Annotated in this window: 16 protein-coding genes; 7 read left to right on the top strand and 9 right to left on the bottom strand. The window is 40.4% G+C overall.

Annotation, left to right across the window (positions count from 1 at the left end; genetic code table 11):
* Nucleotides 1–61: 61 nt before the first annotated feature.
* The gene (locus WA256_RS11630; RefSeq protein ID WP_055198748.1) at nucleotides 62–2,851 is read right to left on the bottom strand and encodes a TonB-dependent receptor; all 2,790 of its coding nucleotides are present in this window, start codon (nucleotides 2,849–2,851) and stop codon (nucleotides 62–64) included.
* A 683-nt stretch (nucleotides 2,852–3,534) separates the two neighbouring features.
* Between WA256_RS11630 and WA256_RS11625 the strand changes: the two genes are divergently transcribed.
* Nucleotides 3,535–5,160 (top strand): alpha-glucosidase family protein, encoded by a 1,626-nt coding sequence (locus WA256_RS11625; protein WP_062564519.1) that lies wholly within the window; start codon nucleotides 3,535–3,537, stop codon nucleotides 5,158–5,160.
* A gap of 61 nt (nucleotides 5,161–5,221) precedes the next feature.
* Here WA256_RS11625 and WA256_RS11620 read toward each other — a convergent pair whose 3' ends face one another.
* On the bottom strand, nucleotides 5,222–5,770 hold the full coding sequence (locus WA256_RS11620) for a TIGR00645 family protein (RefSeq protein ID WP_058585177.1): 549 nt from the start codon (nucleotides 5,768–5,770) through the stop codon (nucleotides 5,222–5,224).
* Between the two features lie 239 nt (nucleotides 5,771–6,009).
* Here WA256_RS11620 and WA256_RS11615 point away from each other — a divergent pair, with 239 nt between their 5' ends.
* Complete coding sequence (locus tag WA256_RS11615; protein ID WP_054561654.1) at nucleotides 6,010–6,252, top strand: hypothetical protein; 243 nt, start codon at nucleotides 6,010–6,012, stop codon at nucleotides 6,250–6,252.
* A gap of 67 nt (nucleotides 6,253–6,319) precedes the next feature.
* Here the strand turns inward: WA256_RS11615 and WA256_RS11610 are convergent, their stop codons facing one another.
* The 4 genes from WA256_RS11610 to WA256_RS11595 all read right to left on the bottom strand — a co-directional run bounded on the left by WA256_RS11610 (nucleotide 6,320) and on the right by WA256_RS11595 (nucleotide 13,511).
* Nucleotides 6,320–6,505 carry a YrhK family protein gene (locus tag WA256_RS11610; protein ID WP_335991596.1) on the bottom strand — a complete coding sequence of 62 codons (186 nt, stop codon included), beginning with the start codon at nucleotides 6,503–6,505 and terminating at the stop codon, nucleotides 6,320–6,322.
* Between the two features lie 9 nt (nucleotides 6,506–6,514).
* On the bottom strand, nucleotides 6,515–6,970 hold the full coding sequence (locus WA256_RS11605; protein WP_304636786.1) for a carboxymuconolactone decarboxylase family protein: 456 nt from the start codon (nucleotides 6,968–6,970) through the stop codon (nucleotides 6,515–6,517).
* Nucleotides 6,971–7,115: 145 nt separating this feature from the next.
* Nucleotides 7,116–9,776 (bottom strand): type I DNA topoisomerase, encoded by a 2,661-nt coding sequence (gene topA / locus WA256_RS11600; protein ID WP_335991592.1) that lies wholly within the window; start codon nucleotides 9,774–9,776, stop codon nucleotides 7,116–7,118.
* Nucleotides 9,777–10,085: 309 nt separating this feature from the next.
* A complete protein-coding gene (locus WA256_RS11595; protein WP_062564523.1) occupies nucleotides 10,086–13,511 on the bottom strand; it encodes a hypothetical protein in 3,426 nt (1,141 codons plus the stop codon).
* Between the two features lie 192 nt (nucleotides 13,512–13,703).
* Between WA256_RS11595 and WA256_RS11590 the strand changes: the two genes are divergently transcribed.
* Nucleotides 13,704–15,035 carry a dicarboxylate/amino acid:cation symporter gene (locus WA256_RS11590; protein WP_062564524.1) on the top strand — a complete coding sequence of 444 codons (1,332 nt, stop codon included), beginning with the start codon at nucleotides 13,704–13,706 and terminating at the stop codon, nucleotides 15,033–15,035.
* Nucleotides 15,036–15,098: 63 nt separating this feature from the next.
* On the opposite strand, the gene sohB is transcribed toward WA256_RS11590, so the two are convergent.
* Both sohB and WA256_RS11580 read right to left on the bottom strand, forming a co-directional pair.
* Nucleotides 15,099–16,115, bottom strand: a complete 1,017-nt coding sequence (sohB, locus tag WA256_RS11585; RefSeq protein WP_062564525.1) for a protease SohB — start codon at nucleotides 16,113–16,115, stop codon at nucleotides 15,099–15,101.
* A gap of 115 nt (nucleotides 16,116–16,230) precedes the next feature.
* Nucleotides 16,231–18,663 carry a VolA/Pla-1 family phospholipase gene (locus WA256_RS11580; RefSeq protein ID WP_335991583.1) on the bottom strand — a complete coding sequence of 811 codons (2,433 nt, stop codon included), beginning with the start codon at nucleotides 18,661–18,663 and terminating at the stop codon, nucleotides 16,231–16,233.
* A 228-nt stretch (nucleotides 18,664–18,891) separates the two neighbouring features.
* Here WA256_RS11580 and WA256_RS11575 point away from each other — a divergent pair, with 228 nt between their 5' ends.
* Complete coding sequence (locus WA256_RS11575; protein ID WP_062564591.1) at nucleotides 18,892–19,635, top strand: YciK family oxidoreductase; 744 nt, start codon at nucleotides 18,892–18,894, stop codon at nucleotides 19,633–19,635.
* Nucleotides 19,636–19,694: 59 nt separating this feature from the next.
* Here WA256_RS11575 and pssA read toward each other — a convergent pair whose 3' ends face one another.
* A complete protein-coding gene (gene pssA / locus WA256_RS11570) occupies nucleotides 19,695–21,020 on the bottom strand; it encodes a CDP-diacylglycerol--serine O-phosphatidyltransferase (RefSeq protein WP_054561662.1) in 1,326 nt (441 codons plus the stop codon).
* A 288-nt stretch (nucleotides 21,021–21,308) separates the two neighbouring features.
* On the opposite strand from pssA, the gene trxB reads away from it, so the two are divergent.
* From trxB to WA256_RS11555, 3 genes are all read left to right on the top strand, one after another.
* Nucleotides 21,309–22,259: a thioredoxin-disulfide reductase gene (trxB, locus tag WA256_RS11565; protein ID WP_054551466.1), complete on the top strand. Its 951-nt coding sequence runs from the start codon at nucleotides 21,309–21,311 to the stop codon at nucleotides 22,257–22,259.
* Between the two features lie 105 nt (nucleotides 22,260–22,364).
* Complete coding sequence (gene aat / locus WA256_RS11560) at nucleotides 22,365–23,081, top strand: leucyl/phenylalanyl-tRNA--protein transferase (RefSeq protein ID WP_335991577.1); 717 nt, start codon at nucleotides 22,365–22,367, stop codon at nucleotides 23,079–23,081.
* Nucleotides 23,074–23,778: an arginyltransferase gene (locus WA256_RS11555; RefSeq protein WP_054551468.1), complete on the top strand. Its 705-nt coding sequence runs from the start codon at nucleotides 23,074–23,076 to the stop codon at nucleotides 23,776–23,778. The genes aat and WA256_RS11555 overlap by 8 nt, the downstream gene beginning before the upstream one ends.
* Nucleotides 23,779–23,812: the final 34 nt, after the last annotated feature.

The following is a 23,812-nucleotide window of genomic DNA, read 5'->3' as shown; positions in this document are numbered from 1 at the left end:
ATATAAAAAAGCCCTTGTAAAACAATTCACAAGGGCAATTTTCTATCGCTGTTTTAGCTAATTACAGCTTGTAGCTGAAGCCTAACAGGAATGTACGACCGTAGTCTTGGTAGTCACGTACTTGAAGTGAGTTATCACCTTGTAGTGATGTGAACGGCTCTTCAGTGATGTTCTGTACTTGGAATGTTACAGATAAACCGTCAAGGCTCTCTACACCGCCTTCGCTAAAGTCATAACCAATTTGAGCATCCCAAATTGTTTCGCCTTTAATGTCAACTTGTGTAGTCGCAAAACCTAAACCGTATACGTCACCTTTAAAGTCGCTACGCTTACGCATGCTAGTACGCGCTTGGAAACCGTTACGCTCAAAGTAAACTGTTAGGCTATCAATTTGGTCAGATAGACCAGGTAGCTCATAATCGTTGCCATTTTGGTCAGTTAAGTCTTGCTCAACACCTGTATGGCTTGCGATTAAACCAAAACCATCAAGTGACTCGCTGAACATAGTGAATGGTAGTGTTAATGAAAGCTCGTAACCCCATAGGTCACCAGAACCACCGTTTACTTTACCAGAGCCTGTACCTGTTGAAGTTTCAGGGATTTCACCAGTAGACGGGTCAGCTACACCGCTCATGTCGATTTCATAAGTACCGTCAAAAATCCACTGAGTGATATCTTTATAGAATACAGCTGCAGCGAAGTAACCTTCTTCATGGAAGTAGTTTTCATAGCTTAAATCAAAACCAGTTGCTTCTTTTGGCTCAAGCTCTGGGTTACCACCTGATACACTCCAGTAGTTACCGTTTTCATCTGGTTGTTGATTGTAAGAAGCATTAACTGATGAGTTCATTTCGTCTAAACGAGCACGAGAAATCGTTTTTGCCGCACCAAAACGTACAGTTTGCTCTTCATCAATTGCAAATGATAAGTTGATGCTTGGCAAGAAGTGGCTGTAGTCATGGCTTACATCTGTTGGAGATACAACAACTAAACCATCCACAGTATTAGCAGCAAAGCCTTGTGAAGACTGTTCAGTTTTCACATAACGCACACCAACGTTACCTGTTACAGGGATAGAGCCCAGCTCTGCATTAATGTCAGCTTGTGCGAAGAACGCTGTTACTTCTTCTTGAACTGTCCAAGACTGTGTCTTGTGTTTTGAATCAGTTAAGCTTTCTTGAAGAAGGCTATAGTAACCATCATTCACCAGACCGTTGGTATCATAAGCAACCATGTTGCCCATACCAATGAAATCAAGGCTAGCTGACCCTAAACGGTATTGTTCTGGGATAGATAGCATACCCGGGTTTGATAAAGAGAAGTCTTTTAGTGTCATGAAGTAACCTTCAGACAACTTGCTCTTTTCACGGTCACGGTATGACATACCAAATGACACACGGCTGATGTAAGCGTTATCAAGTACTTTGCTAGCAGCAAGTTTCAATGTGCTTAGTTCATCATTGATTTCTGGCGCATTGATGAAACCATCTTGCGCAGTATTCTGATAAGCAGTATCAGTTAGACCGTACTTATCGTTAAGTGCAGCACTTGCACCCCAAGATAATGGGCCACCAAGTTGAATTAAGTCATAATCGCTGTAATCAAGGTTATGGCTGAATTGTGCGCCAGTGTTACCACCGTCAAACTCATAACCAATCGTATCAGCAACACCATTTGCATCACCACGACCTGTACCTGAGTAGCTTTCGATACTCCAGATTTGACGCTCAACTTCAGAGCGGCTTACGTCAAATTCTACTGACCAATCATCGCTGATGTCGTATTTTGCATTAAAACCAAACTGAGTTAGTTCTGCGTTACGCTCTTCGTAGTCATTACGAACAACAACACGTTGGCCTTCTGTTACTGCGCTTGTGATGAAACCAGAATCTGCGTCAACAACAGCTGAACTTGGGTCAATTGAACCTTGGCCCCATGCAAATGGCACTTCGATACCACGTAAGATTTTCTCATCAGAGAAATCTACATATAAAGCATCAAATGTCATGTTTAGGCGATCAGTCGGCGCAGCTTCAATAACAAGCATTGCTGTATCACGTTCAAGAGTCGATGAACGTACGAATGGCTTAGCACCACCTAAAATTGAGTACGTATTACCATCTTCACCTGTAAATTCAGGGTAACCCCAAGAGTTCCAACGTTTTTCTTGGTTTGGAGAGCTCATCGTGTTGTAAGCAAATGCAACACCGATTGTGTCATCTGCAAATTGGTCAATGTAAGAAACCGTACCACGGAAACCTTTATCGTCACCGTCTGGGTTTAATTTGTCAAAACCCGTTTGCTCGTATTGGCCGTTAAACATGATAACTTGCTCACCTTTACTTAAAGGTTTAACAGTTTGCATGTCGATAACGCCAGCGATACCTTCAGCATCAATGCCTGCACTTGGAGTTTTATATACCGTTACGCCACTCATAATTTCTGATGGGTAAAGGTCAAATTCAACGCCACGGTTGTCGCCGATTGAAACTTGCTCACGACCGTTGAATGTTGTTGCACTTTCGTTTTCACTGAAACCACGAACACTTACACGGCTAGCTCGACCGTCTAGACGTTGTGCTGTTAAACCAGGAAGGCGTGCGATTGATTCTGCGATTGATGAATCAGGTAATTTACCGATATCTTCTGCTGAGATTGACTCAACAACTTCAGGAGTGAAGCGTTTAGTATTAATAGATTCTACAACACTGCCACGAAAACCTTTTACTTCGATAACTTCAACGTTATCGTTTTTTGCTTTTTGGTCTTCTTCTGCAGCATAAGCTACAAAGCTATTTAAACCTGCGGCTGTTAAAGCCAGAGTTAATATACTTGGTTTGAACATAGACATGATGTTTTCCCATTACCCAAATTGTAATGCCAACGTGTTGCAGTTATTCATTAACATAATAGCTGTAATTCGCTGACTGATTTTGTTGTCGAATTGAATATTAACGCTCTGATTATTTTCTTAACAAATTTATGCATACGTATTCAGCGTAGTCCACCACCACGAACATTAACAACATTTTTACAAAATAGAATTGTAACCATATGAATATAAATGATTTATCAATTTTATTGTGTGATTTAATAGTATTGAAACATTTTCGCTATATTTTCGCCCCTAATTTGGTTACACAAATAGGTGCTAAGCCATTTATCTCGCTTAAATGGTGACTAAACGCAATTATTAAAGGTACTAGTCTATACCAATGATAATTGGTCTTACCAATACAACCCCTGCACCATTATGGTGTAAGCCAGCTATATTATGCACCAAGCTGGCGTTCGCGATCATAATTAAAACCCAGCAAACCTAATTGGTAAATTTTATTGATAGAAATCTGACTTGTTTACTTTTAAATCAAATTAATAAATTTTACTGAGAACAAAGATGAATTTGGCGTGCATACGTATGCAGAGTTTTTACAGTATCTCACCCTTCACGTATGCTTTTGACATTCCGGCAACATATTGCATTAACGGTTGCCTAACAGTTTACATACACTGAGTGTCACGATGGAGAAAAACATGGCTCAAAAGCAGTGGTATAAAGGTGCGGTTATTTATCAAGTTTACCCGCGCAGTTTCCAAGACACCAATGGCGATGGCATTGGTGATATCAAAGGTATCATTGATCGTATTGATTATATTAAAAGCCTAGGTGTTGATGCTATTTGGGTTTCGCCTTTCTTTAAATCACCAATGAAAGACTTTGGTTATGACATCAGTGACTATCGTGATATCGACCCATTGTTTGGTAACCTTGACGATTTTGATGAACTCATTGCACAAGCTCATCAACGTGATATTAAGATCATTATTGATCAGGTATTGAGCCATACCTCAGATCAACATCAATGGTTCCTTGATAGCCGTGAAGATAAAACTAACGACAAATCAGATTGGTACGTTTGGGCTGATGCAAAGCCTGATGGCACACAACCAAATAACTGGTTATCAATTTTTGGTGGCCCTGCATGGCAATGGGAACCACGCCGTGGTCAATATTACTTACATAATTTCTTTGCTGAGCAGCCAGATTTAAACTTCCATAATCCTGAAGTGCGCAAAGCAGTATTAGATAATGTTGAGTTTTGGCTTAAGAAAGGGGTTGATGGCTTCCGTTTAGATGCAATTAACTTTTGCTATCACGATGCTCAATTACGTGATAATCCAGCTAAGCCACCAGAGAAGCGTCAAGGCCGAGGCTTTAGCGAAGACAACCCTTATGCGTTCCAGTATCACTACTACAATAATACGCAACCTGAGAACCTTAGTTTTATGCAGGACATTCGTGCCCTACTAAACAAGTATCCTGGTACAGTTGCATTAGGCGAAATCTCATCTGAAGATTCACTGGCAACCATGGCAGAGTACACATCAGGTGGTGACAAACTTCATATGGGTTATAGCTTTGAGCTACTGACTAACGACTATAGCGCGGAATATATTCGTACCACAGTAAGCACTTTAGAGCAGCGCATGACTGAAGGTTGGCCATGTTGGGCATTTAGCAACCACGACGTAGAACGTGTTGCTAGCCGCTGGAGTCAAGGTGAAAAAATTGAGCCTCAGCAATGTAAGATGCTAACAGCCCTACTTGCTTCATTACGTGGTAGTGTATGTATGTACCAAGGTGAAGAGCTTGGTTTAGGTGAGGCAGAAGTCGCATTTGAAGACTTACAAGACCCATATGGCATTACATTCTGGCCAAACTTTAAAGGCCGTGACGGCTGTCGTACACCAATGCCATGGGATGCAGCAGATGCTGAGCAAGCAGGTTTCTCAACAGTAAAACCTTGGCTACCTGTGGGCGATGCGCACAAATCAGTCGCCGTAAATACGCAAGATCATGATAAAGATTCAATTTTGAATGCTTATCGTGAATTTATGGCATGGCGTAAAGATAAGAACGTATTGTTAGAAGGCGATATTGAATTTATCGAAACGCAAGAGCCAGTGCTTGCTTTTTATAGAACGCTTAACGACACTAAAATGCTTTGTGCATTCAACTTAGGTGCACAAAGTAGTGAACTGACAATCTCTGATACTGTGTCTTCACAGCATACTGAGATCTCTCATCACACAGCTGAATTAAACAATAATACAGTCACTCTGCCCGGGTTCGGTTGCTTTTACGCAACCCTGAATTAATAATCAGTTGTTAAAAACCAAGCCCTGCAATTGCAGGGCTTTTTTATTCCTAATCATGGTGTTAGTGGTTCATGGTTTTACTATTAATGTAATCTGTTAGCGCAAACAACACCCCCGACACCACAAACGTGACATGAATTAACACCTTCCAGAGTAGCTCATCTGTTGAATGGTTGTTTGAGCTAATAAACACTTTTAAAAGCTCCACAGCAGATATTGCGACAATAGCGCTTATCAGTTTCATCTTCAGGCCCGAGAAACCAACTTTACCCATCCACACAGGCCTGTCTTCATGGTTGTCTATATTCAACTTTGACACAAAGTTTTCGTAGCCACTGAAAATGATGATAAGCAAAAGCCCTGCTAATAGCGCAGTGTCAACTAAAGTCAAAATACCTACCAAAAGCTCTTGGTTTGACGCAGTGAACGTATTTAAGGCCATACTGTATAAATATTTAAAGAACTTTAGCAGCAGTAATACCACAGCGACTAATAAACCAATAAAGAATGGTGCTAATAACCAACGCGAGCGAAAGATAAAACTCTCCACAACTTGCTCTAGTTTGGTTGGTACTTTCTTTATTTTTGAATGAGTCACTTGTTCAGACATAACTTAGTTCACTTTTCTTTTAAAATTAGCGCGATAATACGTGTTTTGACCTTACGATTACCAGCATTAGAGGCAAAAAGAGTGGTTATTTTTTGCTTATCTTTACGATAAAAATATTTCGTTATCTTTTTTTGAAATTTAGTTTATAAATTCACTCAAGCAAAGTGAGATACACATTGCGCACCATTACTGTGCAATTGAGCCGGTAATAATTACTTTTGTTGATTAGGAATAATTAAATGAAAAAAGCATTGCTAGCACTAATTTTGGCACCTGTTTTAAGCGTGTCAGCAACGAATGCAATCGCTAACGAAGCACCTGAAGCATCAGCTGAAATGATCAAAGAATACACTGAAATGTGTTTAAACTGGGCAAAAGATGATGACATCAGCAACGAAGAATTAAAGCCATACGTATTAAAATGTTTAAACGATGAGCTTGAAGCTGAAGGCTATAAAAAAGTAAAAGACGTACAAATCTAATTTTACGCCTGCTTAGAATATAGAAAAACCGGAATGACACAATGATGTGCGCTCCGGTTTTTTGTTTTTAATGACTGTAATAATCAGCTAATGCACTTAATAAAAATAATAACGAACCTACCATGAATAACACCCCCCCCACTGTGGCATACTCTATAAATGCTGGTAAAAATAAGGTACTACCAAAGAAAAAGGCGCATGCTGATATGATATTCACCAACGCATTAACTTTAGGTACGAGTGTAAATTTCATAACCATTCCTTATTCTGTTAACTCAGGGATAAAGTGAAACGCTTTAACTATGCGGTTCCAGCTGTTTATCTCAAGTACTACCGTCGTTAATACCACGATGTCTTTTTCGTTAAAAATAGCAGACACTTGGTTGTAAACATCGTCTTCAACATGTTTATCAATGATATTTGTTAAGGCTTCCGCCCAAGCGAGTGCTGCAGTTTCTTGTTCTGAAAACACAGGGACTTCACGCCAAGCGGCTAGTACATCAAGTCGCTGTTGACACTCACCTTGGCTTCTCAGCTCTGCTGAGTGCATATGCTGACAAAACCCACAGCCATTAATTTGCGACACTCTTAGTCTTACTAAATCAGCGAGCTTCGCGGTTATGTTTGTACCTTCTGGCAGTGCGCTGAGCCCAGTTAAATGTTTAACAAGTCCTGGGTTGAGTGAATAAACCTGCTGTTGTGATAAACGTGTTTGCATTTTAAATCTCCTGTCTTGATGTTGATGACAGAATAACAACAGCCTAAAAGCAAAGATTGGTAAAAAACGACATTAGCGATGCCATACAAGCATAAAAAAGGGGTTGCAACTGCAACCCCTTTTTATAATCTACATAGATGTAAACTTACTTTTTAGCCGCCGCTTTTTTCTTAGCTGGTGCTTTCTTTTTACTCTCTTCTACCCACTTGCCATTTTGGTAATGAGCAGTCCAGCCTGTGGCTTTACCATCTACTTCACTCATTACATACTGCTCTTTATTTTTACGGCTGTATCGAACGACTGAAGGATTACCATCAGGGTCTTTTGCAGGTGCGTCAGCAAGGTAATAGAATTTTTCAGAAATACGATCTCTAAAACGTTTTAATTCTTCCACTTTTGGCGCACGTGTTTCACGTGATTTAGGGAAGGTATTTGCAGCTAAGAAAATACCCGATGCACCATCACGCAGTACAAAGTAAGCTTCTGATTTTTCGCACTCAAGTTCAGGTAAATGAACTGGATCTTCTTTTGGTGGCGCGGCTTCACCGTTTTTAAGTAACTTACGTGTATTTTTACACTCTTCATTACTACAACCGAAGTACTTACCAAAACGACCCGATTTTAATTGCATATCTGAGCCACATTTATCACATTCGATAATTGGGCCGTCGTAACCTTTAATTTTAAAGGTACCTTGTTCAACGATATAACCCTTACATGCTGGGTTATTACCACACACATGCAATTTGCGCGTTTCATCAATTAAGTATGAATCCATTGCCGTTTCACAGATTGGGCAACGCTTCATTTGCATTAGTGACTCTGTTTCAACGTCTTCCACATCTGCCGCAATGGCTTCATCGCCTGGCACTAAATTCATTGTTGTAGTACAACGTTCTTTTGGTGGCAGGTTATAACCTGTACAACCTAAGAACACACCGGTTGATGCGGTACGAATACCCATCTTACGACCACAAGTCGGACAATCGATATCAGTCTCGACCATTTGGTTTTGACGCATACCACCGTGCTCTTCATCGCCAGAGGCAATTTCAAGCTGAGTTGAAAAGTCCGCATAGAATTTATCAAGAACTTGTGTCCAAACACGCTCACCTTCTGCGATATCATCCAGACGACCTTCCATCTTAGCGGTAAAATCAAAGTTCATCAGATCTTCGAAGTTTTCAACTAAGCGGTCTGTAACAATCTCACCCATTTTTTCGGCGAAGAAACGGCGGTTTTCAACACGTACGTAACCACGGTCTTGAATCGTTGAGATAATAGATGCATACGTAGAAGGACGACCAATACCGCGCTTTTCTAATTCTTTAACTAAGCTTGCTTCACTAAAACGTGCAGGTGGCTTTGTAAAATGTTGTTTAGGATCTAACTCAACAAGGGTCAGTACATCACCTTCTTTAACCGCAGGCAGTGATTGATCTTCTTCGTTCTTTTTACGAACAGCTGGCTGAACTTTAGTCCAACCATCAAAACGAAGCACGCGGCCTTTTGCTTTTAACTGATAATCACCAGCGCCAACTGTTAAAGTTGTTAAATCGTATTCTGCTGGAACCATTTGGCAGGCAACAAACTGACGCCAAATTAATTCGTAGAGTTTTTTAGCGTCCGCTTCAACACCGTCTAAATGACCAGACAACACAGTAACACTAGAAGGACGAATCGCTTCGTGCGCCTCTTGGGCATTACCTTTTGAACTATAACTAATCGGTGCTTTCGGTAAATACTTCTCACCAAACTGCTCTGTCACGTAATCACGACACATTTCAACCGCATCTTTCGATAAGTTAGTTGAATCGGTACGCATATAAGTAATGTGACCTGCTTCATATAAGCGTTGAGCCAGCATCATGGTCTTCTTAACACCATAACCTAGGCGTGTACTTGCTGCCTGTTGCATGGTTGAAGTAATAAATGGTGCGCTTGGTTTACTCTTACTAGGCTTTTCTTCAACGCTAATGACCTTGTAGTCGGCTTTTTCAAGTTGACTAACGGCAGACATCGCCTGCTCTTCATTAACTGGCTTAAAAGGCTTGTCAGCGTGTTTGGTCACTTCTAGGCGTAAAGCTGCTTCTGTACTTTTAACATCGGCGTGGATATCCCAGAACTCTTCAGGAATAAATGCTTTGATTTCGCGTTCACGTTCAACAAGTAAACGCACTGCGACAGATTGCACACGACCAGCTGATAAGCCACGTGCCACTTTAGCCCACAGTAATGGCGACACCATAAAGCCCACTACACGGTCAAGGAAACGACGCGCTTGCTGTGCGTAAACCATGTCAGTGTTTAATTCACCGGGTGTTTCGAATGCTTGCTGAATCGCATTCTTAGTGATTTCGTTAAAAACAACTCGCTTATACTTTTCAGGTTCACCACCGATAATCTGTTCAAGGTGCCATGCAATGGCTTCCCCTTCTCTATCCAAATCGGTTGCGAGATAGATTTTATCGGCGTTTTCTGCAAGTTTTTTTAATTCTTGAACAACTTTCTCTTTGCCCGGTAAGACTTCGTAATGTGGTTCCCAGCCTTTTTCAGGATCAATACCCATGCGAGCAACAAGATTTTTGTAATCGCGTTGCTTTTTATAGGCAGCTTTTTCTTCTGGTGACATTTTTCGAACTTCAGCAGGCGTTTTCGTCGCTGCAGTCTTCGTTTTGCCTGAACCTGAAGTTGGTAGATCACGCACATGTCCAACGCTGGACTTTACGATGAAATCGTTACCTAAGTATTTATTAATTGTTTTTGCCTTTGCTGGAGACTCTACAATTACAAGTGATTTGCCCATAGCTGCCTATTTCTGACCGAGTATTTTAAAAGTTTTTTGCCCTTATAAATGTATATCCATCACATTAAACAAATAAGTATGATTTTTTAACATTGGAGCACGAATATTTATAGGTATATCTACAAACACCAATTGTTACAAGCTTTTAATAGAAACTTTTCTTCATTGAGTGAATAATTAAACAATTTTTGTTGCTAATTTAGTCAATGTGGTGTTTTGCGGTAATTTCAAGGGGAATATATAGAACAGCAACAAAAATGCCAACCTTCTGGTTGGCATTTTTTTAAATTTAAACAATTAACTACTTAATTAGCCATCGTCACTTATTGCTATTGTAGCAGTTGATACATTGTCTTTACCTGTTGTGAATTCAACAGTTAAGAAACCATCTGTTTTATCATTTGGATCAGCTTCACGGCTAATCGTAAGGGCAACCCCAGTCGCTGTTGTTTGGCTTGTATTACCAATATCAAAACCAGATGTACCACTGTAATCACCATTATCTGCACTAATTGCAACCGCGGTGCCTGAAGGCATTGGGTTGTTGTAAATATCAGAGAAATAAAGCTCAAAACTCAGCGCTGACAACTGGTTACCTGAATCAGCGGTAGTAATGTTAATTGAGCCTAAATCACAGTAGTCAGTATTCGCTGTGGCTTCTAAACGAGCAATAATAGCACCTGACTGCGTATCTGCTTGTCGATAAATTGTACTACAGTTCTCAATATCAACAGCAAGTTGCATTGCATTATCTGTAAATACAGTTGGATCGTCTTCTGTTGTTTCAGCAAGTGCTTCAGCAAAGCGATTACGTAGCTCATCTTTTGTTACTACAAAACGACTGTATGCAAAGCTTCCTGACATAATAATCTCAAATGAGTCACGAACATCAATAAGCTCTTTGGTACATAAAGTCTCAAATGTTGCGTCTTCATCAGGTGTTGTCGCATCTTCAGAACACTCAAGACCATTGTATTTACCATCAGCAAGTGTATGCATCTCATTTAAGTCAATATCGAAGTTTTCTTCTGTATGACCTGCATTAGTATTCGTTGCACTACATGGGTCGCTTGCATCACCTTCTTGACAGTTTTCAGCAGCTTTAGTGACCGCTGCTGTAACTGGGTCATAAATTGCAGCTAGACCGTCATAAACGCCATTTTCATTATGATCGACAAACGCTTCAGGTAAGTCATAACCACTGTAATACTCATTTTTGTCATAAAGTCCATTACCATTGATGTCGATAAATGACTCTTGACCTTTTGCAGTCACAAGTACTGTTGCGCGACCACCGAGAGGTACACCATCATCATCAAACGCAGCATTTAAAATACCCGCCATACAAGGTGCTGCCACACCAAAATATAGGTCGCAGTTAATTGCACTTGTTTTTGGGTTAGTGCTATTGATTTTATTGCCCCATTTATCTTCGCTAAATGGAATCGGATTTTGTGAGCGCCACTGTGCAACGCACGCACCATCAACCGTGTTACATTCAAGTTGAGGGTTAAACTCCTCACCATCTAATGTCCCTACAGCGCCACCTTCTGTCGTTAAATAAACCGAAGTCCCATCTGGTACTGGGTTATTAAAGTGATCTGCAACATAAACCGAAATATCTGTGGTATCACCAATGTAATTTAATGCTTCAATGTTGATGATTTCCGGGCCTGCGGTAAAGCTATTACCATCAGGTAAGCCTGAGCTGATTGAAACAAGATCTGATACGCTTGTTACTTGCTCATCTAATGAAACCAACGAAAGCTCACCAGAAGGACATGAGACACTGCTATCACGGTCTGCTTCATCTAGAAGACATTCGTCATAAAGCTCTTTCCAACAAGTAACATTATCATTTTGATCTGCTGGGATTTGGTCATCAGGAATATAACAGGCTTGTACACGCACTGCTTGTGGAACAAAACCAGAATTTATCTGAATTCGAGCTAAACCTTCTGAGTCGGTTGACACGCTGGCATGAGAATAACCACTTGCATCTGTCACTTCAGAGAGTGAAATTCCACCATTGGTAGAGCTTAAGCGGAAATCTAAACGTTTTTGTTTTGCAACATTACCAATTGCATCGGTAAGTTTAAAAGTAAGTTGACTTGTTTCTTGACGTGAAACACCACCCGTCCCTTTTAGAGCAAGCACATTTTCTGTCGCTTCTACAAACTCGATTGAGCTTACTTCAGCAGCTGATACAGGCACGTTCACTGATACCACTTTTGGTGTTCCACCTGTTAGTACAGTCGCTGTTACTGTATCGCCCTGTGAAGTGTTACAGCCGTTGCTTCTGTATGTTGCTGTAGCAATGCCGCTAATACTCGTCGCGGTTTCATCCATTACAGATAAATCTGACTCAACACACCCTGAAGTGAACTCAACATCAAGAGGAGAAACATATAAATCACCAGCTGCATCGTAAATTGTTACCGTAATAACAGTTGTCGCACCTGCAGCAAGCGGCACAAATTCATCATCAATAACATTGCCTGAGTCATCTAGCTTGTTATATAGACCATTTGAAATTTCAACGCTCAACTCAGCTGTCGCAATTTCAAATGCTTTTGAAGAAGTTACAGACTTAGCAGTTACAGTAACCTCGCCCGCACCACTGTTTGCGCCAGGCTGTAATTTTAAAATGGCAAAACCAAAGTTGTCAGTAAGCGCCTTTCCAGATTCTGGTAATAAACCACCAAGATCTGTTGAAAGCTCAGCGATAATACCGTCGATACCGTCGCCCGAGCTTGTATCTGTCACTTTTACCATTACATCGATAAGTTCATCAGATGAGAATTGATTTACAACCGTACACCCTGACGTTAAGTAAGTAGTTTCAAGAGATGTTGTACTGCGATTGGCATCCCAATCAGTCGCACAGCCTTGAAGTAGTTTAATATCAAGCTCAGCTTCAGCACTTTCAACCGGGGCATCATCACCATTTGAAATAAAGCCTGCGATTTTTGTGATACTGTTACCACTTTCATCTGTGTAAGTTGCAACGACTTGACCTGCACCTTTTGAGTCACCACTGCTAAGCGTTACAAATGCCTCACCATTTTCATCGGTAAGGGCTGTGCCTAGTACTGGTGTAATTTTACCTGTGTAGTTAGTAGTAAATGAAATAAGTTGCCCATCGAGTGGCGTGTCTTCATCAAGTAAAGTCGCAGTAACCGTACCTTTGTTATCTTTACTTACTGGGTTATCTAGAGAGAATGGCTGACCTGAGCTATCTACGATGTTAAGGCTTAGCGTAACACTACCGCTAACACTCGAGTCATCTGTTTCAGAGCCATCTGATGTAAAACCAAACGTATCAGTATATGTCTCACTATCAATTACATATGTAGCAGTAACAATACCTGCCCCCGCAGTATCACCCGCAGTTAACGTAATTGATGCAACACCATCAGAATCAGTTAAATCTGTTCCAGAAACTGGGTCTAATAGACCTATGTCACCATCTAGACTGAAATTAATAACTGCACCTACAACGGCTTCGTCATTATTAGTCAATGTTGCCGAGATGGTTAACGGTGTGTCAGCTGTAACTGCACTCGCTTCATCTGTAGTAGATTGGTTGTAGCCTTGAACAGACACAACATAGTTTGTTTCTACGGTTGTGTCATCATCTCCATCGGATGAATCACTATCTAATGATCCTCCACCGCCACAGGCGGCTAACAATGAGATGAAAACTAAAACACTTAGCCATCGCAATAAAGGCATCGACCTCTCCCTAGTTAGCTATTTTTTACTTATTTGATTGTTTACCTAATATTAACCTAAAAATTAAACGAAGATCATAATTTTTTTCCTTTAAAGGCAACGAAATTATTTAACTATTTATCGAATTTTTCTGTATAAAAATCTTCATGCTGGTAGTCTATGGCAAAATTTATAAAAAAATAGACTGGGTGTATGTCAAAAGTACGATCTTTAAGCCTTACATCTCGTATCATGGTAGGTATGGTACTGGGTGTAATCGTTGGTTTTATCTTTCAAGCCATTTTAGCGGGTGAAGACGATTTCCTTATTCCACTAGGGTTATTCTCTTTACCAATTAAAGCATTTTTTGTTGATGGTATTTTCCATGTTGGTGGTCAAATTTTCATTGCAAGCTTAAAGATGCTTGTGGTGCCACTGGTTTTTGTATCATTAGTCTGTGGTACTTGTAGCTTAAGCGACCCTAAAAAACTAGGTCGATTAGGTGGAAAATCAATCTTACTCTATCTAGTAACAACAGCAATAGCGATCACCGTTGCTATAACACTAGCGCTATTAGTTAATCCTGGTGAAGGTATTAACCTACCATCAGATGCGACCTACAGTGCTAAAGAAGCACCTACCCTTGCACAAGTCATTATTGGAATGTTCCCTACCAACCCAATTGATGCAATGGCAAATGGCAATATGCTGCAAGTTATTGTATTTGCTTTGTTATTTGGTGTGGCGATGGCTTTAAGCGGTAAAGCAGGTAAACGTGTTGCAACCGTGTTCGAAGACTTAAACACCGTTATTTTAAAACTTGTTACCCTACTGATGAATATCGCTCCTTACGGTGTATTCTTTTTAATGGCTAAGTTATTCACAACTATAGACTTTAAACTCATCACAAGCCTTGCCTTATACTTTGGCGTGGTGGTCTTCGCGCTCTTAATTCATGGCTTTATAAACTATAGTATCTTATTAAAAGTATTAACTGGTTTAAATCCAGTGACGTTTTTAAAGAAGATGAAAAACGCTTGCCTATTTGCATTTAGTACATCTAGCTCAAGTGCAACTATGCCTATTACCCTTGAAACTGCGAGCAAGAAGTTAGGTGCACACAACTCAGTTGCTTCGTTTACTGTGCCTTTAGGCGCAACCATTAACATGGACGGCACTGCAATTATGCAAGGTGTTGCTACCGTGTTCATCGCACAGGTATTTTCAGTTGATTTAACAATTTCTGATTACTTAATGGTAATTTTAACCGCAACACTTGCTTCTGTGGGTACTGCGGGCGTACCCGGTGTTGGTCTTATTATGTTAGCCATGGTGTTAAACCAAGTAGGCTTACCTGTAGAAGGTATTGCTATCATCATTGGTGTTGACCGTTTACTCGATATGACACGTACCGCTGTCAACGTAACCGGTGACTGTATGGTTACCTGTGTGGTTGCAAAATCTGAAGGTGAATTTGATGAGGACGTATTTAACGACCCAAATGCCGCTAAAGATTTAGAGGACTATCATAAGTCAATTAAGTAATTACTTATCTGCAGCCCATAAAAAACCCGCTAAGTTAGCGGGTTTTTTATTGATAGTGCTTGGTTATGGATTTAAGCCTTTAAGACGTGACATTAAACTAACACCCGCTTTACTTACTCCTGAACTTAAACCAACAGCAAGCTTATCGCTTAAATTCTTCTTAATACGGTATTTAACTTTATAAATTTGACGTTCTTTCGCTTGGCTCAATAAGATATCATCACTTGTGTCAATCTTATCAACTAAGCCTTTATCGAATGCTTGGGTAGCAAACCAATGCTCACCGGTTGCAACAGTATCAATATCCAGAGATGGACGCTGCTCACTCACAAAAGTTTTGAATAAACCATGGGTTTGTTCTATCTCTTCTTTGAATTTTTCACGACCTTTATCGGTATTTTCACCAAAGATAGTTAGCGTACGCTTGTATTCACCTGCGGTGATTTGCTCAAAATCAACATCATTCTTTTTCAAGATTTTATTAAAGTTAGGAATTTGCGCAATAACACCAATCGAGCCAACAATTGCAAAAGGTGCTGCAACAATCTCATTGGCCACACAGGCCATCATATAGCCACCACTTGCTGCTACTTTATCAATAGCAACAGTTAAATGAATGCCAGCATTACGTAAGCGTTGTAGTTGAGAGGCAGCAAGGCCATAGCCGTGCACCACACCACCACCACTTTCAAGGCGTACCAGCACGCGATCTTTTTCTTTGTCGGCAATGGTTAAAATAGCGGTAATTTCTTCTCGTAGGCTTTCTACTTCGTGGGCATCAACACTGCCATTAAAGTCAATTACATATAAACGTGATTTAGGCTCGTCGTTTTGCTGTTTTTTAGCCTCAGCTTTTTGCTGTTTTTGGTGAGCCTTTAGCTCTTTTTTTGAAAGGGTATTTTCGATAAAGCTTTGTTTTAGATCATCAAGTTGCTCACTCAAATCATCAATTGTTATCTCCCCTTTCTTCGCTTTGGGTTTCACTGCAGCGCCCATGATAATGGCAACAATCACAGCAATTGCGATGACAAATGTCAGGGTCTTTGCAAAAAATAACCCGTATTCATATAAAAATTCCAATCAAACTCTCCATTTATTAATGCATCGGCACAATTTACCACGCTTTAAAGCAAAAAAAAGCCACATGATGTGGCTTTTTGCTTAATTGGTTATTACTTAATTAGTAAGGTTTCGATTATTCAGTAACGACTTCTGTATTAGTAACCTGAAGATACTGACCACGGCTTGCTAGGAAAGTCGCGATTTGCAATTGCATTTCTGCAGTTGCCGCAGCACTTTCTTCAGCTGTTGCACCTGAATCTGCCGTTGCAACAGGTGTTAACACTGAGCTGTGATGGCCTTTAGTGAATTTAACCACATAACTCATTGCATCAGCTGTTGGACCTTGTGTTTCAGCTACCGTTGATAAACCCATTAGGTTAGCAAGAGGTAAACTACCAGCAATTGGGTTACTCGCTACCATAGGTGGAATAACCATATCAGCATTGTTATTTTCACCATCACCCACTACAACGCTCATGTATACTGGCGTGCCAAGTGCTGCAACAGATGCTGCGTAGTTAGAAGGGTCACCACTATCAAGTGCTGTTTGCGCAGCAAAAGCAAACTGAGTAATCACACTTTGAATGTTAGCTAATTTTGCTGTTTCGCCCGCCATTGTTAACGAACTTACGTACTCTTTATAAGCACATGTAACGAAAGCAGTTTGGTTAGACGCAAGTGAACCACAGTTCGATAGCGCTTCATTTTGAGCATAAGCACCAAACTCCGCAGATTCAGCTGTACCAGCTGCAAGTAATACAGAGCCTTGTACAAATGGGCCAAATGTATTTGACTCAATTAAGAAGCTGGCGATACCACCGCCACCACTGGCAAGTGCTACGCTTTTAACGTTGAACATTGGATCAACTTGATCAGCTAGCGGAGCATTAGTCACAGCAACAAATGCTGGAGCAACTACCGAGCCTAATGAATGACCTAAGAATGATACATCTTGGGCATTTAAATCAGCAGCACCGGTAAAGTTAAGACCTAAGCGTAAGCCAAGTAAATCAGCAACTGATTGACGTAAGCTATCACGCGCTACTAATAATGACTGTAAGTTCATATAGCTTAATACAGAACCTGTAGAGGCATTAAAGTCGTCAGTACCGTCGCCGTCTACATCTACACCACGCTCACCATGCATAGGGTGATCGATTGCAGCTGTTGCAAAGCCTTGCATTGTTAGCTGTGCGGTAATAGCTAGCATATCTTCTTTTTTAGAAGTAATACCGTGCTGAAGGATAACGACAGGCCAACCACCTTCAGGCATTGCTAACTCATCCATACCTAACTGACCACGTATTGCATTGATCACAGGTAAAATTGGTTTAGTAATTTGCACTGGCACATTAGCAATGCTTTGAGTTTTTGGAATTGTGTTGTACTTGGTTAAGTGTTTAGTTTGGTCTAAACCTAAGTCGCGTAACTTGCCTTCACTTAACGCCATACAAAGGCCATCAGTTTCGCTAATTGGGTCTGTTGGGAATGAGTCACCGGCTGCTGCCGCATAACCTAACACAGCAACACCACTATCACATAAACCTTGCCAATAAGTCGCTGATAAGTCATCGACCGTTGTGCCTGTAGGCGTGGCTAAATACATAGGTAACATCACGCTACCTTTTTGATATTGCACACCGCCAAAAACAGGTGATAAACCAGTAATACCTTGTGATGCGAATACTTGCTCAACCGTAATAACAGGTTGCTCAGGAATTTGCACCATCGGCGTAGGTAGTGCATCTTGCGTTAAACTTGCAGCAAGAAGCTGTTTTACTGTACCAAGTACTTGACCTGCTGATTGCATTGTCATCGCAGCAGAATAGATAATTTCATCTTTTGTGATGGCACCACCCGATGTCACTGCATCTTCGTAGCTATTGATAACCGCTTGAAGTGACTTTTGCGAATCAGTGATAAGTGTTGTCTCTTCGCTCACTAGTGCATAAGTTGAAGATGGCTCAATTGAACGCCCTTCTGAGTCCATTAATGATGTTGTCAGAACATTAATGTAAGTGCTGCCCGCTTTAAATGGCTTAAGTGGGATAACAGCAACCGCATCACCAGAGCCTTGGGTAATGAAGTCAACGCCAAAGGTTAATTCAGACACTAATTTACAAGCAATACCCGCTGGAACTTGCGAGCAAGTTTCATCTGTTTGGCTTGCCCCCATTACAACTTCAAAAATACGCACAGCTCCTGGTGAAGCAGCAGAAGTCATATCAAGAGAAATACCCGCAGGAAAAGTTAAATCGATTTTAAACGGAGTTTGTGTTGACCAGCCATCAAGGGCACCAAGTGCAAGCTGAGGATCAGCATAAGCTGCACGTTCAACACTGACATTGTTGTCGTCTAATTCACCCGGCATGTTTAAAGTACCATCAAGGGTACCACTCATCAGTAAATCATTCGGTACTGAGATTACACTATTCGCTGGGTCAAATTTTACTGTCGCGGTTGGGAGAACAGGAGGATTATCATTTTTTACATCTTCTAATGTTTCTCCTCCACCACAGCCAGTAATGGCTGACGCAATGGCTAGTGAGAGTAGCAGTTTTTTCATAATTTCGCTCCGCGCAAATCTTATTGTTATTGTGTATTCAGGGTTAAAAGTAGTTATTCTACTACCTTCATTCTAAGTTAATTTAATGTAATTAGGTTATTAATGAGACATTAGACCAGTTAAAGTTAACGTAAAGTTTCAATTTTCGCCACCTTAATTTGCAATAAATTCGATAACTTGGCTTTTTGCTATGGTAAAATGATGAAAAATCTAATCGATGGTACGTTTATGCATACTTATAAAGCCGCAGAGAATGCGCTAAAAGACAAAGTAATTTTAATAACAGGTGCTGGTGACGGCATTGGTCGTGTTGCCGCATTAACTTATGCTAAGCATGGTGCCACTGTTATTTTACTTGGAAAAACAACCAATAAACTTGAATGTGTTTATGATGAAATCGTAAATGCAGGCTATCCACAACCGGCTATTGTGCCAATGGATCTAAAAGGTGCCACAAAACAAAACTACCGTGACTTAGCTGCAACCATCGAAATGCAGTTCGGTAAGTTAGATGGTTTACTCAATAACGCTGGTATTTTAGGTTCATTGGGCCCACTTGAACATTTCTGTGTTTCTACCTTTGAAAACATCATGAAAGTGAATGTAACTGCACAAGCTATGATCACTAAATTCATGTTCCCTCTGCTTCGCAAATCTGAAAGCGCATCTGTTATTTTTACTTCGTCAGGTGTTGGTCGCCAAGGCCGTGAACACTGGGGTGCGTATGCAATCTCAAAATTTGCTGTTGAAGGTATGATGCAAACTTGGGCTTGTGAAGTGGGTAAAACCAATATTCGCGTGAACTGTATTAACCCAGGTGCTACCCGCACATCGATGCGTGCATCAGCATACCCTGGTGAAGATAGAGATAAGTTAGCAACACCTGAAGATTTAATGCCAACATATTTATACTTGATGAGCGACGACTCTAAAGAGGTGAACGGCCAGTCTTTAGATGCTCAGCAAAAATAAAGCAGATTGCTAATATCCAGATACAAAAAAGCAGCTTTCGCTGCTTTTTTAATTTTCGATTAAATAAAACGTTTGATAATAAAATCAACTTTTACACGTTTAGCCTGCCCCAATAGCTTTTTAACCGGTGCAGGATAGTCATCCATCGTCTCTAAATCCTGTGGACCTGTTAAACGACGACAGTGCTGTAAAATAGCTTGTTTTTCATTTTCTATTTGCTCAAGAATATGCTGCTTAGGGTCGTCAATTAAAATACCGTTTTCGATATCTAAGCCCCATGCGCGTGGATTCAAATTATGCCCACTTAATAAATGTAAGCGCTTATCAGAGCAAATCCCTTTTAAGTGAAAAGAATTACTTTCATGCTTCCAAAGGTATACATTCAAATTACCATTACTGATGTGGCGTTTTTGTGACTTTAAAAACTTATATAAAATGGTTTCATATAAATAAGGTAATGCACCAATTTTACTAAATGGCTCACTTGGCGGCAGATAAAAATCGTTTGCGGTTTTATCCCCTACCACAATAGTTACTTGCTTGCCTTGCTTCAATAAACGGCGTAATGAACGCATTAATGGCGCAGGAAAGTTAAAGTAAGGGGTATAAAGAACGAGTTCTTGCTCTGTGGTATCGAATAACGACTTAATTAAACGATTCAGCTTATTACTTCTACGCCCTAAACCTAAAAATAAACGCACACCCAACTCACCGGCACTAGCTTCTGCAGCACTTTCGTAACTTGCCGATTTAAGTTCACGCATCAATTGTTTTTGCGCGACTTTAATATCATTAAACTTTACCAGTGGACGCATATCAATACGTGGCACTGCTGCTGAGCTTAAAAGATGTGTTTCTATAAATTCGATGACCGAATTACACAAACCAGCTTGGCGAACTAAAAAGTAGCGGTCTAAACGGTAACGTTCGTCTTGCTGAAGATATACATTATTTAAGCTTGCGCCGCTGTATAATAATGTGTCGTCAATCACAAAGCCTTTTAAATGCAGGACTCCGAAAAGCTCTTTGGCTTTTACTGGAACACCATGAACTTTAACATTTGATTGATACTGCTCTTGAAAATCACAATACATGCTGGCATTGCCATCAGACTTAGCCGCACCAATTAAACCACGTTGAGCACGGTGAAAATCAACCAGTACTTTTACTTCTAACTCAGGGTTAGCAAGTGATGCCTCATGTAACGCTGTTAATATTTCTCGCCCAGCTTCATCGTCTTGCAAATATAAAGCAGTAATATAAATTCTTTTTTTCGCTGCACCAATTAAACGCAATAGTTCAGTGCGATACTCTTTTGCATTGGTTAAGACTTGTACGTCTTCTGTAGTCAGCCCAAAAGCGGGCTTTTCCTGCCAAAATACCATAATTGCCTGTTCGTTTAGTTAGCTCATACCAAGAGCTAATATCAAAATTAGCTAAAACATACCAAAAAAATATTGCTTGGTCATGAATTACCGTACTTTGATCACAGAACAATTTGTAATTAGCCTATTTTATGAGCAAAAAGAGTTATTTAAATTATAATAAGTAAGGATTATTTGACAGCTTAGCGATTTGACTAAAAAAATAATCAGGGCTTTTGTTTACATCCGCCTTGTTTTTCTTAGAATCGGGCGCATAGACATCGTATTGAAACGTTTTTAGGAAAAACCATGAGTGACGCAAAACACTGTAAACTATTAATCTTAGGTTCTGGCCCAGCTGGTTACACGGCAGCGGTATACGCAGCACGTGCCAACCTTAACCCTGTTCTTATCACTGGTATTCAGCAAGGTGGTCAATTAACGACAACCACTGAAGTTGAAAACTGGCCTGGCGATGCACACGGTTTAACAGGTCCTGCATTAATGGACCGTATGAAAGAGCATGCTGAACGTTTCGAAACTGAAATTGTTTTTGATCACATTAATAAAGTTGATGTTTCAAAGCGCCCTTTCACTTTAACTGGTGACTCAGGCACATATACGTGTGATGCATTAATTATCGCAACAGGCGCGTCGGCTAAATACTTAGGTTTAGAATCAGAGACTAACTTCCAAGGTCGTGGTGTTTCTGCTTGTGCAACCTGTGATGGTTTCTTCTACCGTGGTCAAAAAGTAGCGGTTGTAGGCGGTGGTAACACTGCTGTTGAAGAAGCACTTTACTTATCAAATATCGCTGATGAAGTTCACGTTATCCACCGTCGTGACAGCTTCCGCAGTGAGAAAATCTTAGCAGATCGTTTAAAAGAAAAAGCTGAAAACGGTAACGTTGTTTTACATTACAACCGTACTTTGGATGAAGTACTTGGTGACGAAATGGGCGTAACCGGCATCCGTATTAAAGCAACTGATTCTGAAGAAACAGAAAACTTAGATCTTGCCGGTGTATTCATTGCAATTGGTCATAAGCCAAACACTGACATGTTTGAAGGTCAGCTAGAGATGAAAGACGGCTATTTAGTCGTTCAGTCTGGTTTAAACGGTAACGCAACACAAACAAGCGTACCAGGTGTATTTGCTGCAGGTGACGTGTCTGATCACATTTATCGCCAAGCAATCACATCAGCAGGTACGGGTTGTATGGCTGCACTTGATGCAGAACGCTTCTTAGATAACCTATAAAATAGTTGATCTAAAGCACTAAATACTAGGGGCTGTTGTAAAACAGCCCCTTTTTTATAGCTAAATTTTTGTTAAAATCAGAGCAAATAACAACGATACGCTGATATGATCAAGCAACTATACCAACTCTCGCCCGAGACTGTTGATTTTCCAGACCCAGAACTCTCCCTTGATGAGCCCGATGGCCTGTTAGCAATTGGCGGGGATTTATCAGTTGAGCGCATTAAAAATGCCTATAACACCGGTATTTTCCCTTGGTTTAGTGACTATGAGCCTATTATGTGGTGGTCACCTAGCATGCGTGGTGTTATTGAGCTTAATGAATTTCATGTTAGTCGCAGCTTAAAAAAGCATTTAAAGCGTTTTCCTGTACGTGTCACCATAAATCATGCATTTGCCCACGTTATCAATGCCTGTCGTGAGCAACGTATCGATGCAGAAGGTACTTGGATCACTGAGCAAATGATGCATGCCTACATTGAAGCGCACCACCAGGGTCTAGCACACAGCCTTGAAATATGGCACCAAGATGAACTCGTAGCTGGTCTCTATGGCATTATGCAAAATGGCATATTTTGTGGGGAATCAATGTTTCATCAAGTCAGTAATGGCTCAAAGCTGGCGATGTGGGCATTAGTTAATTGGCTTAAGAAGCACCAAGCCCATTTTATTGATTGCCAACTAGAAAACCCTTATTTAATCACTTTAGGTGCAAAAGTTATCCCACGTAGAGAATTTTTAACTAGACTTAAATTAGCGCACAGTTATGTGCCTAAAAAAGATATGTGGCAACCACAAGAGTTGATTAATATTTATGACTGAGCACTTACCCGCTAGGCTTGGTTTAAGCCAGCAATTTGATTGCAGTTATTTACCCGACCGTCAGGAGCAACTACTTGTTATACTTGACCCAAGTTGTTATTGCCCTGATAAATTTGAACAGTTATTAGCATTGGGTTTTAGACGCAGTGGCGACCAAATCTATCGTCCACATTGCCCTATTTGTAATGCCTGTAATTCAGTGCGCGTTTTGGCCCAACAATTTACCCCTTCAAAATCACAAAAGCGCAAATTAAATAAAGCAAATAAGGTTTTCACAGTCAGTTATAGTGAATACGAACGCGCAGAATATTACCCGTTATATTGCAAATACATCACGCAAAGGCATCAAGATGGTTCAATGTTTCCGCCTGATCAAAGTCAGTACGAAAGCTTTTTGTTTTGCCAGTGGCTACCCGTTACGTTCATAGAGTTAAGAGATGGCGATAAATTAGTTGCTGTTGCGGTAACCGATTGCATGACCAATGCCCTATCAGCGATTTATACCTTTTTTGATCCCGATTATGAGCAATACAGTATTGGTAGCATCATGATCATGGAGCAAATTAAATTTGCAAAACAACAAGCAAAACAATTTGTCTATTTAGGTTACCAAATCGACGAATGCACTAAAATGAAATATAAAACCCAATTTTTGCCTGCACAAAAGCACATTGGCGACGAGTGGTTGGCGATTTAATTTACAAAATTGAGCCCTGTAGCTTTACTTATTG

The organism is Pseudoalteromonas sp. CH_XMU1449-3 (assembly GCF_037027245.1).
Classification (GTDB): domain Bacteria; phylum Pseudomonadota; class Gammaproteobacteria; order Enterobacterales; family Alteromonadaceae; genus Pseudoalteromonas; species Pseudoalteromonas shioyasakiensis.
Note: the sequence above shows the minus strand (reverse complement) of the source record. Positions and strands in the feature narration are given on the sequence as shown.

What these genes read in the sequence shown, in the direction of transcription:
- WA256_RS11580 (WP_335991583.1), bottom strand. Translation starts at nt 18,663, where the DNA reads ATGAAAAAACTGCTACTCTCACTAGCCATTGCGTCAGCCATTACTGGC.
- aat (WP_335991577.1), top strand. Translation starts at nt 22,365, where the DNA reads ATGATCAAGCAACTATACCAACTCTCGCCCGAGACTGTTGATTTTCCA.
- trxB (WP_054551466.1), top strand. Translation starts at nt 21,309, where the DNA reads ATGAGTGACGCAAAACACTGTAAACTATTAATCTTAGGTTCTGGCCCA.
- topA (WP_335991592.1), bottom strand. Translation starts at nt 9,776, where the DNA reads ATGGGCAAATCACTTGTAATTGTAGAGTCTCCAGCAAAGGCAAAAACA.
- WA256_RS11555 (WP_054551468.1), top strand. Translation starts at nt 23,074, where the DNA reads ATGACTGAGCACTTACCCGCTAGGCTTGGTTTAAGCCAGCAATTTGAT.
- pssA (WP_054561662.1), bottom strand. Translation starts at nt 21,020, where the DNA reads ATGGTATTTTGGCAGGAAAAGCCCGCTTTTGGGCTGACTACAGAAGAC.
- WA256_RS11595 (WP_062564523.1), bottom strand. Translation starts at nt 13,511, where the DNA reads ATGCCTTTATTGCGATGGCTAAGTGTTTTAGTTTTCATCTCATTGTTA.
- WA256_RS11625 (WP_062564519.1), top strand. Translation starts at nt 3,535, where the DNA reads ATGGCTCAAAAGCAGTGGTATAAAGGTGCGGTTATTTATCAAGTTTAC.
- WA256_RS11630 (WP_055198748.1), bottom strand. Translation starts at nt 2,851, where the DNA reads ATGTCTATGTTCAAACCAAGTATATTAACTCTGGCTTTAACAGCCGCA.
- WA256_RS11575 (WP_062564591.1), top strand. Translation starts at nt 18,892, where the DNA reads ATGCATACTTATAAAGCCGCAGAGAATGCGCTAAAAGACAAAGTAATT.
- WA256_RS11620 (WP_058585177.1), bottom strand. Translation starts at nt 5,770, where the DNA reads ATGTCTGAACAAGTGACTCATTCAAAAATAAAGAAAGTACCAACCAAA.
- WA256_RS11605 (WP_304636786.1), bottom strand. Translation starts at nt 6,970, where the DNA reads ATGCAAACACGTTTATCACAACAGCAGGTTTATTCACTCAACCCAGGA.
- WA256_RS11590 (WP_062564524.1), top strand. Translation starts at nt 13,704, where the DNA reads ATGTCAAAAGTACGATCTTTAAGCCTTACATCTCGTATCATGGTAGGT.
- WA256_RS11610 (WP_335991596.1), bottom strand. Translation starts at nt 6,505, where the DNA reads ATGAAATTTACACTCGTACCTAAAGTTAATGCGTTGGTGAATATCATA.
- WA256_RS11615 (WP_054561654.1), top strand. Translation starts at nt 6,010, where the DNA reads ATGAAAAAAGCATTGCTAGCACTAATTTTGGCACCTGTTTTAAGCGTG.